This is a genomic window from Winogradskyella poriferorum (genome assembly GCF_050618035.1).
Lineage (GTDB): Bacteria > Bacteroidota > Bacteroidia > Flavobacteriales > Flavobacteriaceae > Winogradskyella > Winogradskyella poriferorum_A.
Genome location: NZ_JBODPY010000004.1, coordinates 390,311 through 404,261, shown reverse-complemented (window position 1 = coordinate 404,261; position 13,951 = coordinate 390,311). Strand labels below are relative to the sequence as shown.

Annotated in this window: 13 protein-coding genes; 4 read left to right on the top strand and 9 right to left on the bottom strand. The window is 32.2% G+C overall.

From position 1 onward, the window contains the following. Positions 1–33 precede the first annotated feature (33 nt). The gene (locus ACRHOC_RS11600; protein WP_431158807.1) at positions 34–558 is read right to left on the bottom strand and encodes an RNA polymerase sigma factor; all 525 of its coding nucleotides are present in this window, start codon (positions 556–558) and stop codon (positions 34–36) included. Positions 559–708: 150 nt separating this feature from the next. Here ACRHOC_RS11600 and ACRHOC_RS11595 point away from each other — a divergent pair, with 150 nt between their 5' ends. Both ACRHOC_RS11595 and ACRHOC_RS11590 read left to right on the top strand, forming a co-directional pair. Next, complete coding sequence (locus ACRHOC_RS11595; protein WP_431158806.1) at positions 709–2,505, top strand: hypothetical protein; 1,797 nt, start codon at positions 709–711, stop codon at positions 2,503–2,505. Between the two features lie 28 nt (positions 2,506–2,533). Continuing rightward, positions 2,534–3,019: a hypothetical protein gene (locus ACRHOC_RS11590; RefSeq protein WP_431158805.1), complete on the top strand. Its 486-nt coding sequence runs from the start codon at positions 2,534–2,536 to the stop codon at positions 3,017–3,019. 448 nt (positions 3,020–3,467) lie between these two features. Here ACRHOC_RS11590 and ACRHOC_RS11585 read toward each other — a convergent pair whose 3' ends face one another. The 5 genes from ACRHOC_RS11585 to ACRHOC_RS11565 form a co-directional block, all read right to left on the bottom strand. Next, positions 3,468–4,286 carry a CPBP family glutamic-type intramembrane protease gene (locus ACRHOC_RS11585; protein ID WP_431158804.1) on the bottom strand — a complete coding sequence of 273 codons (819 nt, stop codon included), beginning with the start codon at positions 4,284–4,286 and terminating at the stop codon, positions 3,468–3,470. 94 nt (positions 4,287–4,380) lie between these two features. Then, entirely contained in the window at positions 4,381–5,532 is a 1,152-nt protein-coding gene (locus ACRHOC_RS11580; RefSeq protein ID WP_431158803.1) for a hypothetical protein, read from the bottom strand. A gap of 156 nt (positions 5,533–5,688) precedes the next feature. Next, positions 5,689–6,843 carry a hypothetical protein gene (locus ACRHOC_RS11575; protein ID WP_431158802.1) on the bottom strand — a complete coding sequence of 385 codons (1,155 nt, stop codon included), beginning with the start codon at positions 6,841–6,843 and terminating at the stop codon, positions 5,689–5,691. Positions 6,844–6,988: 145 nt separating this feature from the next. Further along, positions 6,989–7,618, bottom strand: coding sequence for a DUF2306 domain-containing protein (locus tag ACRHOC_RS11570; RefSeq protein WP_431158801.1), 630 nt, complete (start codon positions 7,616–7,618; stop codon positions 6,989–6,991). Next, entirely contained in the window at positions 7,615–8,619 is a 1,005-nt protein-coding gene (locus ACRHOC_RS11565) for a hypothetical protein (RefSeq protein ID WP_431158800.1), read from the bottom strand. Before ACRHOC_RS11565 ends, ACRHOC_RS11570 begins: the two co-directional genes overlap by 4 nt. A gap of 203 nt (positions 8,620–8,822) precedes the next feature. On the opposite strand from ACRHOC_RS11565, the gene ACRHOC_RS11560 reads away from it, so the two are divergent. Both ACRHOC_RS11560 and ACRHOC_RS11555 read left to right on the top strand, forming a co-directional pair. Then, positions 8,823–9,824 carry a sensor histidine kinase gene (locus tag ACRHOC_RS11560; RefSeq protein ID WP_431158799.1) on the top strand — a complete coding sequence of 334 codons (1,002 nt, stop codon included), beginning with the start codon at positions 8,823–8,825 and terminating at the stop codon, positions 9,822–9,824. Positions 9,825–9,848: 24 nt separating this feature from the next. Then, a complete protein-coding gene (locus tag ACRHOC_RS11555) occupies positions 9,849–10,571 on the top strand; it encodes a LytR/AlgR family response regulator transcription factor (protein ID WP_431158798.1) in 723 nt (240 codons plus the stop codon). Between the two features lie 267 nt (positions 10,572–10,838). Here the strand turns inward: ACRHOC_RS11555 and ACRHOC_RS11550 are convergent, their stop codons facing one another. Genes ACRHOC_RS11550 through ACRHOC_RS11540 form a run of 3 tightly spaced genes read right to left on the bottom strand, consistent with a single transcriptional unit; the run spans position 10,839 to position 13,947 of the window. After that, entirely contained in the window at positions 10,839–12,038 is a 1,200-nt protein-coding gene (locus ACRHOC_RS11550; RefSeq protein WP_431158797.1) for a hypothetical protein, read from the bottom strand. Between the two features lie 10 nt (positions 12,039–12,048). Then, complete coding sequence (locus ACRHOC_RS11545; RefSeq protein WP_062055918.1) at positions 12,049–12,732, bottom strand: ABC transporter ATP-binding protein; 684 nt, start codon at positions 12,730–12,732, stop codon at positions 12,049–12,051. Between the two features lie 24 nt (positions 12,733–12,756). Then, positions 12,757–13,947 carry an ABC transporter permease gene (locus ACRHOC_RS11540; RefSeq protein ID WP_431158796.1) on the bottom strand — a complete coding sequence of 397 codons (1,191 nt, stop codon included), beginning with the start codon at positions 13,945–13,947 and terminating at the stop codon, positions 12,757–12,759. Positions 13,948–13,951: the final 4 nt, after the last annotated feature.

Sequence of the window (13,951 nt, the reverse complement as noted above, 5' to 3'; positions counted from 1 at the left end):
TTTAAAACAACTTAAAATTTAATTGTCCCAAAACTATTTTCGATTAAGTTCTTCAAGTTTCTCTTTAAGTATATTCAAAGCTGCATATATTCTGTGCTCAGCTACTTTTTTGGTAATGCCCAAAATTTCTGCAACTTCCTTATGGGTTTTACCGTCTAACTTATTTAAAAGAAATGCAACGCGCTCTTCTTCTTTTAATTCTGAAAGTACACGTTCAAACCGTTTTAAAAATTCTTTTTTGCGCAAAATAAATTCAGGAGATTCATTAGTATAGTCTTTTGGTTTTACCTGTTGATATTTTAATACTACTTTTTGATGCTTAACTTCATTCAGCATCATATTATTAGCAGTAGTGTACAAATAAGATTTTGCTGCTTCTGGTTTTATTTTAGCACAGTTTTCCCATAACTTTATAAATGCCTCCTGGACTTTGTCTGAAGGATTTAACAGATCACCATACTTATAAAAAAGTATATTACTCAATGACTGTGCATACTTCTCATATAGTTTTGAGAAGCGAATCTTATCGCATATGTCTTGGTGCAATGATTTTGGCAAGGATTAGGTTTTTTGATTACAGAAAAGAAAGATAAATAAAAAAAAGTCTATTTTTTCTTGGGACAATTTTTTAATGGGTTGTTTTAAGAATAAAGAGCCTTTTAAAAGGTAAATCAAAAAACGAACTTATTTAATCAAAAACATTTAATTATGAAAACATTAAAACCAATCTTACTACTAGTTCTTGGTGTTGTATTCACTATGACATCTTGTAGAACTGAAGACGATTTACAAATTGATCCTCCTGTTGAAGAAACAATCGAAGCCAATTCTACAATAGCAAATTTAATGAGTAGAACCGCAACCAATGATGGTTCTAGCGATAACATTATAGATAATGCCAGTTGTTTAAGTGTTCAACTTCCAGTTACCGTTACAGTAAATGGTATTGAACTCGAAATTAACGATGAGGATGGTTATGAAGATATTGAAGACATTATCGATTTGTTTGATGATGATGTAGATTCCGTTGTCATTTCATATCCAATAACAGTAATATTAATAGATTATTCAACAGTTGTAATCAACTCAGATGCTGATTTAGCAGAACTTACAGGTAACTGTGTTGGTGAAAATGAAGATGATGATGATATTGAATGTATTGACTTTCAATACCCAATTACAGCTTCTATTTTCGATGAGAACAATGATTTAATCAGCTCCATAACTATCAATAACGATAATGACATGTATGATTTTATTGATGATCTAGATGAGTATGCAGCAGTAACTATTAACTTTCCTATTACTGTAATATTTGCTGATGGAACGACACAAACCATAAATTCTATACAAGAGTTAGAAAACGCTATTGAAATGGCAGATGACACTTGTGATGAGGATGATGACAACGATTTTGACGATGACGATTGTGATAACTGTTCTACCAATGACCTTGAAACCATTTTTGCAGATTGCTCTGAATGGACAGTTGATAAATTAGAACGAAATGACAATGACCTAGAAGACAACTATGTTGGTTACGTGTTTGAATTCAATGGAGACGGGACAATTTTAGTCACTCAAGGCAATAATACTTTTAATGGTACCTGGGAAGCTTCAGGTGCAGGTAATAATATTTCAGTAACTATTAATATTACCGGGTTGCCAGATTTTAATGATACTTGGAATTTACATGAAATCGAACAAGAAAGTGATGATGACGATGATGAGGTAGAGATTGATTTAAGATTAGGAGATGACCGATTAGAGTTTGAGAGTGATTGTCAATCTAGTGGTAATATTGATGATACTGCTCTAGTTAATGCACTAACAAATGGAGATTGGTATGTCACTTACTTCTTTGATGATACAGATGAAACAGCAGATTTTGCTGACTATACCTTCAATTTTGCATCAGACAATACCGCAACAGCAATGGATATGGCTGGAACGACTAATGGAACATGGTCTACAACATCTGGGGATGATACCGAACTTGGTCTAAATTTAAACTTTGGTGCTGGTATTCCACTTGATGAATTAGCAGATGATTGGGATGTTCTTGAAGTAACCAATGACATTATCAGATTAAAGGATGTAAGCGGAGGAGATGGTTCGGAAGACTTTTTAACGTTTGAAAGAAATCCTTTTGATGGTGGTAGCGGAAATGATGATTTAGAAGCTATATTAATTGATGGTTTATGGATTGTGGCATCTTACACAGAAGATTCCGATGACCAAACATCTGATTATGCAGGTTATGAATTAGATTTTAACATGGATGGTTCTGTATCTGCTTCAAATGGATCTAACACCAATAACGGTACTTGGGACATATTTAGTTCTGGTAACCAAATGGCTCTAGATTTTGCAACTGATATGCCTTTTGAAGAGTTTAATGATGACGATTGGGATGTAATATCAGTTTCATCTACAGAAGTGGTAATCCAAGACGTGAGCGGAGGTGGAGGTGGAACAGATACACTAACGATTCAAAAACTATAATTTAAGAAATAAATAAAATCTAATAATCATGAAAAAAGTATTTAATCTCGGACTGTTATTAATGTTAAGTTTTTCTCTAATGTCATCCATGTGTTCAAGTGATGATGACGATGGAAGTTCGAATGATAACAGTCAGCAAATTTCACAGATTGAAAATAATGTCGAATCTGGCACATGGCGAATCACAAACTTTAATGATTCAGGGCAAAATGAAACTTCTGATTTCAATGGTTATGACTTTACATTTAATTCTGACGGCTCACTAGTTGCTACAAATGGTTCAAATACCCTAACAGGAACTTGGTCTGTTACAGATGACAGTAACAGTAGTGATGATAGTAGTAGTGATGACGATATAGATTTCAATATTTTCTTCCCTGTACCAGATGACAATGATTTTGAAGACCTAAATGATGATTGGGATGTGGTAACAACAACATCTACAAGAATTGAACTTATTGATGTTAGTGGAGGAAATGGAGGTACAGATATGCTCACATTTGAGAAAAACTAAATAAAAACAGGGTTTAAGTTAGTAATTGTCCCTTAGCTCCAAATTACTTGATTAATAGCAAACCAACCATGAATTTCATGGTTGGTTTTTTTATACGTAATCAAAAAAATCATCAATTTAAGGGCAAATGTAGCAAGTGTATAAAATTTTTAAGAAAGGCAGATGTAGTAGGAAAATTTTATACTCTTGTGGGAAGTTAATCCTAAATTTTCTGAAAACTTTTACAGCAGAATGTTTCTTAAAAAGATCAATTCTGCAAAATTTTAATGTTTAGATTAGGTCTTTTTCCAATATTGTGTACAACGGTCTCGGCTATGAGTAGTTGCGTGGGTTAGCACTTAACTTTGCAAGTACACACCAACCTGAAAATCCGCGAGGATTTTCAGAAGTAGGCGAGAACAAGCAATTACTTATAGCCATTGTTAGCCTTTGTTAGTTTACATTAATTTTATGTGTAAGGCGTTCCTATAACGTGAAATACTATATCAGATAAAATATGTGATAATATCGCAATCAACAATCCTCGTTTCCAAAAAATCCACCCGAATACTGAACCAGTAATTAAATTCCCAACCATTGTAACGCCAATTGTAAAAGACGTTAGTTCTACAAAATTCTTTGATAATGGCAGATGAATAAGTCCAAAAAATAATGATGAAATTATTATGCTTGTCCAAACTAGTTTATTCGATGGTTTTTTGATTTTCTTAAAAAAAAGGAATACAGTTAGTATAAGTGACATTAGTCCTAATCTAAACATTATCTCTTCGGTTATTCCAGCTGAGAAAGACACAAGTGCATAAAAAGGTTTGGATGGGCGGGACAGCTTATGTGCTACAGGATAAAACTCTTTCTGAATTTCAAATAAGCCTAATAGAATGATAGAAACAACTATTGCCAACAAAAAACTGGACACAACTGCATCTCTCGTAATTATCTCACTAATCGGTTTTTTTGAAAAAAATCTGGCAATTAGTGGTGCTCCCATATTGGCTCTTGAAGAAAGCCAAATACCAATAAAAACTAATATAGCACCTAATATTAAACTACTGATTACTATTGTAGTTATGTCGGCATAAATTGATTCATTCAAGTTAATTCCTGTATTTCCAGCCTCTATGTTTAGTCTTTTAACTTCTCTACTAAATGGAATGTTAATGAGGGCACCAAAAATGAATAGGATAAGCACTGCTAATGAAACCTGCCATCTATATTTTTTAGCTTCTTCTGCGTTGCGTATAACTGATGATTTAAAACTTTTTTTCAATTGATTATCTGTTGTTTTTAATAAAGGCTAACGGTTTGGCTAAACTGCGTTTTAATGCAGTTTAGCTTTTGTTAGCATTTTTTCTATTCTCAACTCACTTTTCAACTTTGGAATAATATTCTACCCATTCTTTATCTATTTCCCAGTTGTAAAAATCTAAATCATAATCTGAATCAGTATATTGGTAAATTAGACTTTTTTCATCATCAACAAGTATCGTTCTAATTCTGGTGTTGCTTTTATAGTTAGCATTAGTCACTTTGTTCAGAGAGTACTTGTTATACGTGATACATATGCCATAGTTATCATATGTATATTCTCTATTGCTTGAAATTCTAGCCGTCGAAATGTCGTTTTTGCTTAGCTTAATGAAGCTAGGGGAATACATAACTCTCTGATAATCGAATTTGTTTTTTATAACCCCATATTCCCAGGTGTGGTATTTCAAAGAGAATTTTTTAGTGTTTTTAAAGATGTACCTTACTTCTTCCTTACTTGATAGTAGCATATCCTGTGCTTCGGCGTCCCAGCTATAACTTTTTGAATACTGCTTATCTAGCAATGCACTGTAAGTGAATGTAGTTTTACTACTCAAAAAGAATTCATTGCGATAATCTTTGTTGTAAGATGCATAGTCATACCATTTCGTTTCTATGATGTTACCTGCTTCATTATATTGGTAATCAGTTCTAGATAAAAGATCAAATTTCTCTAATTTCGAATTCCACGTATACCATAAGCGTGCAGTTTTATTTCCTTGTTTATTATACTTAAATTCTTCCTTGTCATACGGCAAAAAAGACTCTTTGTCAAGACTCCAGTAATATTGATATTGAAATGAATTGTTCCCATTGATGTCATAAATATATTCTGTTTTGGAACCATTCATAGATGTGCTAGGTTGATATTGTTTTAGATCTTCCTTCCAACTGTATTTGAATTCTACTTGTATTAAGCCTCGATTATCATATATGCTTTCTGTTTTATTTATTGGCTTTTTTCTATTGCCAACTATTTGAAAAACTTCCTCAGTGATTTTATTTTTATCATAGTTCCAATAGTATATAAACTTGTTTTCTCCATTTCTGCCAATTAAGCTATCTAGTTGCAGCTTAAAAGGCTTTATTGTTTCACTTGAACGTAAATTAGAGCTAGTTTTTCCATCATTTGCATTGCTTTGTGCTATAGCAGTGTTGATACTCAAACAAATAGTAAGTACTACAGATATTTTTACTTTGCTCTTCATCGATTCTTAATTAATGCTAACGTTGTTGTATATGGTTTGTTGCATGTTTCAGCAATTAATTATACACAGTATTTAATCCAATAGAAAATTTGTGAGGATTTTCGTAAGTAGACTAGAACTAGCAATAAATTATATACGGTGTTGTAAGCTGTGTTTTTATTTCCCTTTTTGTTTTTTTAGAACAGCGATGAACATTTCATGTATCATTTCTCCTAAAACAGAGGGGCCGTCAATATCCAGTTTGTTGGTAGTCATTAATCTTATCCCATCACTATGCTCTAATTCGAAAACATCATGTCCAAATTCATGATACATGATAAATAATTTATCTATATAAGTTGATTTATTCCAATTCTCTAGGTCTATTAAAATTTCAATGCAACATTCTTTGTCCATACCAATTGCTCTTGCTAATACTCCATCTGGTAGAGATGTGTAAGTGTACTTTTGATTTTCTTCTAAGCCTTCGTCTCCGAATTCGATTCCGTACACAATATTTGCGTGAAAAAAGAATTTTTTAAAATATTCTTCTGGGTCATTTGTTGCTTCTAAATAGAATAAGTATGGATGAAGTTGTCCATCAACCCATGAGTTTGAAGCGTCAAATTTTTCTAAACCTAACAAAGAAATAAGCTCACGTTTATTCTTAATCCATATTTTTTTTGCACCATCCGAAATTTTAGATGAAACGTTAAAATTAATGTCGTTTTCTGTTAACGTACCTTGTCCTTTTGGTGTATATGCCATGTAACCAAAGTCAACTGTTCTATAAGATTTAATCTTACCTCGCTTATTTTTTACAGGTAGTTTAGTAGTACCATTTGCAACTTCAAGTTCTATTTTTGTTTCTCTGAAAAGACCGTTATTCCATTTGTAATATTTTTTAAATAAATAATCAGATACGTCAGCGCCGTACTTTGGTTTATAGGATATATTCTCTTTTGTTTCTGAAGGCGTGCCAACATCTTTAAAAAGGTTTGAAATGTTAATAGGATATTTGTAAGGAAACCATTCATCCAATTTTCCATTATGTACTGTGAAAAAAACCTCAATTTTTGTTATTTTCTTTTGTTTGTTCAAAGTCAATTTATAATCCTCTTGAAAAAACTTATTTTGAGCACTAAATGTAAAAACGCTGTCATTATCTACAATTGTGTTGAATTTACAGTCAACATCCTTATAAGTATATTTTTTCCAACTACTCATTTTTTCATGGTAAAAAGCGTCTTTTGAAATGTCGAAATATCCTTTTGCGCTTTGTGCAAATGCAACAAATGGAAGTATTAAAAAAATAATTAAGGTTTTTTTCATATTATTTTGGTCAGCTTGCTTACAACGGTCTCGTGTATGAGTAGTAGCGAATTTTATGCTACTATATTTCGGAATGAAAAATAATTAAAAAAAATAGGAATATGTTTCCATTTAGCAATCAAGACGCTATTACTTATACACATTGTTATGTGCTGGCTTTTTTAATTTTTTTAATACGCCGTTCAATGAAAACTAAGTTTGGAACCCACGATAAAAATGATAAATACGAATAATAATTATAAAAACGCAGTCCCAGAACTTCACCTAGTGATAAATAAATTCTGAAAGTCACAAAAGCGAAGCAAAAAGCAAAGCTGCGCATCATCCAAATACGATGAAGTTGTATATTTCTATTTCTTATTTGAACAAATGCTACAATAGTTGAGGTTAACCAACCCAAAGCGGATAGAATAAAACCAAGCTTCGAGTACCATTTACCTGTTGCATAAAACGCCACTATTAAACCCATTATACCACTAGGGATTACACAAGCAACATAAATTTTACCAAGGTTGCGATGAAGACTAGGTTTTTTAATTCTAATTTTATCAAAAAATTGGGTGCTTCCCGCTAATATAGCGATAGCACCAAATCCAATGTGAGTCATAAAAATAGGAATGTACCAGCTACTCCGTAAAAGTTCATCAGGTTTAGTTTCAAAAAGCCCTCGTGATGATGGTATAAAGGCAAAAACACCAGGATAAAGGCTAGTTAAAATAGCTATTAAGGCAACAAAACCTAGACCAATTCGTATAGATTTGGATTGTTCTATCATAGACTTTCAGTGAATTCAAGCAATAACTCGATACCTTCCTCATCTAGCATTGTTGTTCCTATAAAGGGCATTTTACCTCTTATCATTGTGTTGACAACTTTTTCTTTTTTGCGTAAAATTCCTGTTTGCTCTAAAGGTGTTTCATATCTGAAATCAAATGGTCTTTGTGTTGATTTATCCCAACCTTTCGGATTATGACAATGTGCACAATTCATATCTAAATAAGCTCTACTTCTGTCAGTTAATGATTCTTCAGTATTTTTATAATCAACTATGTAGTCAATTTGATTAACATCAAATTCATTTAAAAGTCCAACTGATTGTAGGTATTCAATTTGGTTAAGATTTGAACTATGCCGACTTACAATGCGATTTAAATTTCTTAATGTTGGTCCTAAAGGTGTTAGTTTAGAATTAGATTGATGGCAAGTCATACATTGGTTTTCGGTTGGAACTTGATAATTTGTTGAGCGCATTGTACCGTTTTCGGAAATCCAACTAATTTTTGTTTCTAGTCCATTCGTTTCTAGTGTAGCTTCAGTTTGCTCTTTATTCCAAATGTATGTAGCTATATTCCATACGTCATTTTCTTTTATTTCTAAACGGGTTTCTATAATTTTTTTACCTAAACTTTGGTCTCTATCATCATTGTAATAGAAAAATGTTTTAGTGAGTATTGTTCCATTTGGAAACTCTATGGAACCGTCAGTTAACTTTTTCATTTTAGTTCCTACAGGTAATTTAACTAATCTTTGTTTTTGAGAGTAATCAGTAAATAAAGTTGAACTTAATTCCAATAAGTGAAAGTCTTTTGACGGAAGCAAATCAGCTGGTGAACCCTCGAAAATTTTATATTCCGAAAGTTTTTCTTTGAATTTGGTTGACTTTGGAAAATTGAAATCAGGAATTGCAACATATTCCTCATCTCTGTAATTATTGCTGTTACAGGCAACAATAATAAAAAGAAGTAAAACTGCTAAACAAGAAAGATATTTAACCATAAAATCAAGTTTTTTTCGATTAGTAACGAAGATATCCGAACAAATTGAGTTTGTTGTAATGAAATCTTTTAGCAACTAAATCATTTGGCTAAACGGCTACAGTTGATTAATAATTTTTGTTCGACTGGTTAAAACGGTCGTTAACAGAATGATACTCGTATCTTTAATAAAACTTGATATTTTTAAATGGTTAAATATTTATTATGGTTGAATTATGGAAACGTATTAATAAAGAATATTTTTTATTTGGTGTGCTTGCGTTATTCTTGTTTGTACTGAATTCTTTTGACAAAGGCGAATTTGGGTTTAATACTCGCAAGGCACTGTATTCTTTGAGCTATGTATTATGTGCATTATTTATCGACTATGTTTTAATTCCTAATTTTCTTTATAAGAAGAAAACATGGGTTTTCTCTTTATTGCTAATACTTTCGATAGTAGTTGTAATTGTTCTTGAGGAATTTGTGGTTGAAAAAATACTGCTGTCTAATACTCATGGACGAGGATTTAATCTGTTTTGGACGTTGTTAGATGTATTACCACCATTGGCTTTTTTAGTTGGATTTAAATTTTCTTGGGATGCCATAGAAAAACAAAAGAAAATAGATTCGCTTAACCGTTTGGTTGCTGAAAGTGAATTGAATTTTCTTAATTCTCAAATTAATCCTCATTTTCTATTCAACAACCTTAATAATCTTTACGCTTACGCATTAGAAAACTCTCCTAAAACTCCTAAAATAGTACTTCATCTTGCTTCCATTTTAAGATATATGCTTTACGATTGTAGAGAAGATAGGATTTTATTAAGTAAAGAAATTGAGAATTTGAAAGATTATATTCAATTAAACCAATTGCAATTCGATGATAAAGGAAAAGTCAATTTCAGAGTAGAGGGTAATTTATCACAACTGAAAATAGCTCCTCTAATTTTAATGGTTTTTGTTGAAAATGCCTTTAAACATTCGTATGCAAGTCAACTGAATAACATTTTAATTAACATTTCAATAAAAATTACAGATAAGACATTGTACTTTACTTGTGATAATAATTATTCGAATAACAGTAATACAAATGATTTGAGCAAAGGAATTGGCTTAAAAAATGTAAAAGGAAGACTTAACATTATTTATTCTGAAAAACATGAACTTATTATAGAGGATAAAAATAATATGTACAAAGTATTTTTGAGAATTGAGCTAGATTAGAAAGGTCAATACACTAGTGGTTTTATGGAAAAAACAGATAAATCAATAATAAGATGCATAGTTATAGAAGACCAAATGCCTGCACGTAAGATTCTAAAAAAATATATTGATGATGTGGAAATACTTCATCTAAAGGGCATGTTTTCGAACGCATTAGAAGGTTTAGATTATTTAAGAGAGAGTTCAGTGGATTTGATATTCCTCGATATTAATTTGCCTAAACTTTCTGGAATTGATTTTTTAGATCTCTTACAACAACAACCCAAAGTTATACTAACTACAGCTTTTTCGGATTATGCTATACAAGGCTATGAATTAGATATAACCGATTATCTACTTAAACCATTTTCATTTCAACGGTTTTTAAAAGCCGTTATGAAAGTACAGCGACAATTGAATTACGCTACTGATATTAACAAATATAAAGAGCCAAAAGGTATTTTAGTTAAAGTTGGATATGACTTGGTAAGTGTTCAATTCGATGAAATTATTTATATACAGACTGATGGTGATTATACGATAATATTTTGTGAAAATAAAAAATATCATGTTTCTTATCCGTTAAGATATTGGGTTTCCAATTTACCTGCTTCCAAGTTTATTCAAGTTCATCGTTCGTTTTTGGTAAATATTCACAAAGTTCAAGTAGTGTCTACTAGTTTTGTAAAAATAAACGAATCAAAGATTCCGCTAGGTCGGGTATACAAAAAGAATTTTCTCGATAATTATCAAAGGTTAGAAAGATGAAGGTGAGTTTTTTCAGCTTGCACATAACGGTTAGTATAAGAGCAGTAGCGGATTAAAATGCAACTACTTTTCGGCAAGCAATATACTTAATTAAACGCAAAAACGGTTCGAGTTTGCACCCGAACCGCTATTGCTTTTATACAATGTTATGTGCTGCCTTTCCTTTTCAGGTGCGTTGGCTTGGTGGCTCTTTTGGATTTTTTAGCGTTGGATTGAGGGTTCGGAAAAATACAAATGTGCCACCAAATGTGTTGGCTGTACTTGTCGTTAAAAACTCCATTTCAGCCTTGTGAAAACATAGCTTCCAACTCCATTGTAAAGACTGTTTTTGTCGCCTGTGAATATTTGTGCTGCAATCAGTAAATTAGTATTTTCTGTCAGAGAGAAGTCAATTGTTGGGTTCAAGAAAATAGAGTTGTCGTCAATGTTCCAAATGGAATTTAAGTTGGCTTTTATTAATGGTGTAATGTCATAACCGACAGAAATGAAGGTTGAAACATAGTTGTTGATTAGTCCTTTTGCAAAAACGGGTTGAGTCAAAAATTGGATATTTGTGGTCTTAATAGGATTTGTATTTCCAATGAATTCAAGTCGGAAATTTAATGTGTTTGGCAGTGTGTAATCAAATGAAATGTCGCCTATAAAAGTCGGGTTTACGCCAACATTTTTGTAAGGTTGAAAATAGGTCAATTCTCCTTTAAAACCTGCATTCTTAATTTGGCCTGCCCAACCTGCACCAAGGGCAATATCTGTTTTGTATTTACCAACCAAAAATTGAAAGTCATATTCTTTAATATTTGTTTTGTAATTAGTTGCAAATATCATTTTGTCAAAAGTGCTATCAATGTTGGATGCGAATTCAATAGATGATAATGAACTTATATTGTACTTTACCAATGCAGCATCAGTTCCTCTGCGTTCTTCATAGTCAAAATCGAAAAATGAGTAAGCATTAAACAAATCGTTCGGGTTCCAAGCATACGTTTTCCCCCAATTAATTCGCTGTTTACCAATTATCGCTTGCCATTTATCTTTATCAAGTTTTAAGTTTGCACGGTCTATTGTTGAATGAATGAGGTAAGATTGCCCTTGCGAGACAATACCTCCTAAACGTATATAATCTAACGATTGATTAACTTGCTCGTCAAAATTTGGAATTTGTTGAACGCTATTCCCAAAGTAAATTCTATTTCTTGCTTCAACATTAAGTGTAAGCCAAGAATTAGCGTAGTATTTAAAATTAACACGGTTATGTATTTGATTATCGAAAGACCATAATCCATTGAAAGAAGGAATAGCTACTGAAACCAAATCTTTCAGATACCCATTTATTTCAAACTTACTTGGATTGTTATTTTCAATTTGTTCTACATCAATTGTGTCTGTTGGATTAATGTTTTCATTTTGGGCAAATAAACCAAGGCTTGGAAAAAGAAGAAGAATTATTATAAGATTTGAATTTCGCATTTTTCATTTTTCATTTTGAAGTATCGCTTATCACTTTCCCATCTTCAAATACAATTACTCGTTTTGCCCTGTCAACTACTCTTTGGTCGTGAGTGGAAAAAATGAAGGTTGTACCTTCTTTTTGATTAAGTTCTTCCATAATGTTTAGCAAATCCGCAGTTGACTTACTATCCAGATTTGCGGTTGGCTCGTCAGCAATTACAAAAGTTGGTTTGTGAGCTAAAGCTCTTGCAACTGCAACTCTTTGTTGTTGACCACCTGAAAGTTTTGCAGGTCTTTCATTTATTTTATCTGCTAAACCAATTTCGGTAAGTAGTACGGTCACTCTTTTTTCTCTCTCTTCTTTTGGTTTCTTTTGCAGTTCCATTATAAACTCAACATTTTCTTTTGCAGTTAAAACTGGTAAAAGATTATACTGCTGAAACACAAACCCAATATTGTCTCTGCGAAATTGTGTCATTTTGTTTTCGGATAATTCGCTTACATTTTTTCCATTGATAAATACATTGCCACTTGTGGGTGTGTCAATGCCACCTATCAAATTAAGTAAAGTTGTTTTTCCTGAACCCGAAGCACCTACAATAGCGGTAAATTCTTTTGCCTTAAATGAAAGGGAAACATCATTTACTGCATTTACTGGAACTGTTTTTTCGTTGTAAATCTTGCGAAGGTTTTTTATTTCTATTACGTTCATTTTATTTTTTTTGTTGTTAATCTCTTAATAATTAGGCTTAATTCTCATTGCTCGGTATGCTGGTATTGAAGCAATTGCAACCGTTAAAATTTTAGCAATTACAATTACCATTATTATAATTTCAGGATTCAATTTAGGATACATCACTGGTCTAATGCCTAACATATCAAGTCCTGAACTTATAGGCACACCTACCTTGCTGGCAATGAGAGTTAAAACATAGCCAAATAATATTCCTGAAACTGCACCTATCATCATAAGCACTCCTGCTTCATTTAGTAGCATTGAAAACACCTTGAATTTACTTTGTCCAATGGCTCGTAACATTCCTATTTCGTGCGTTCTTTCTTGAACTATCATATTCATAATATTCATCAAGCTAAACCCTAAACCTAAAATGACAATGATTGTAAAAAGAACTCCAACCATATTTATCAAAGCATCAAAAGCATTGAGTTCTGGCAATAATTCTTTCCAATTATTCACTTCATATTCGGCAGATAGCGTTTCCTGAATACCACTCTGTGTTTCTATTAATTTTGTTGGGTCTTTAATTTTAATAGCGATTTCTTGCGGTTCAGAAATTGAACCCAATTCTTGTAAATCGGTGTAATTTACAATTACCGTATTTTCATCAAAAGGTGTACTTGGTGTTGCAAAAATTCCTGCTACTCTAAAACTTCCGCCAACAATTTCCTCTTGAGTGTTCTTGAGTGTGATAATGATTTTTGATTTCAATTTCAATTTTAACTTGTCGGCAGTTTTCTTACTGATTAGAATTGGCATTCTCATATCTGTACTTAAATAGCTGCCTTCAACCAAAAAATCTTGTACTACACTTATTTCACGTTCAGTTGTAGGTTCAACTCCCTTAATTTCACAACCTATGCTGTTTTCAGGTGAAGCTGCAACTGCATTTGTGGATATGCGTTTTGCAACAACATCTACATTTGCGTTTTCTTTGACTTTCTGAATTACATTTTCTGCGTTAGGAATAAAAAGTGTAATGTCCTTGTCGTCTTGAAATCCCATTTTGTGAATTTGCAAATCACTTGTTTGTAGATTCTTCGCATCATCCAAACGCTGTTGGGATATAGACTTCATTAAATTTAATGCGAATAAAGCCATTGCAAATCCAAAGAAGGCTGCCAATAAAAAAACGGTTGTCCGTGTTTTGTTTCGCCAAATATTTCTCCAAGCTAATTTTGTAGTCATATTA

Coding starts and splice junctions, on each gene's coding strand:
- ACRHOC_RS11595 (WP_431158806.1), top strand. CDS start 709: ATGAAAACATTAAAACCAATCTTACTACTAGTTCTTGGTGTTGTATTC.
- ACRHOC_RS11560 (WP_431158799.1), top strand. CDS start 8,823: ATGGTTGAATTATGGAAACGTATTAATAAAGAATATTTTTTATTTGGT.
- ACRHOC_RS11545 (WP_062055918.1), bottom strand. CDS start 12,732: ATGAACGTAATAGAAATAAAAAACCTTCGCAAGATTTACAACGAAAAA.
- ACRHOC_RS11580 (WP_431158803.1), bottom strand. CDS start 5,532: ATGAAGAGCAAAGTAAAAATATCTGTAGTACTTACTATTTGTTTGAGT.
- ACRHOC_RS11555 (WP_431158798.1), top strand. CDS start 9,849: ATGGAAAAAACAGATAAATCAATAATAAGATGCATAGTTATAGAAGAC.
- ACRHOC_RS11550 (WP_431158797.1), bottom strand. CDS start 12,038: ATGCGAAATTCAAATCTTATAATAATTCTTCTTCTTTTTCCAAGCCTT.
- ACRHOC_RS11540 (WP_431158796.1), bottom strand. CDS start 13,947: ATGACTACAAAATTAGCTTGGAGAAATATTTGGCGAAACAAAACACGG.
- ACRHOC_RS11565 (WP_431158800.1), bottom strand. CDS start 8,619: ATGGTTAAATATCTTTCTTGTTTAGCAGTTTTACTTCTTTTTATTATT.
- ACRHOC_RS11570 (WP_431158801.1), bottom strand. CDS start 7,618: ATGATAGAACAATCCAAATCTATACGAATTGGTCTAGGTTTTGTTGCC.
- ACRHOC_RS11590 (WP_431158805.1), top strand. CDS start 2,534: ATGAAAAAAGTATTTAATCTCGGACTGTTATTAATGTTAAGTTTTTCT.
- ACRHOC_RS11575 (WP_431158802.1), bottom strand. CDS start 6,843: ATGAAAAAAACCTTAATTATTTTTTTAATACTTCCATTTGTTGCATTT.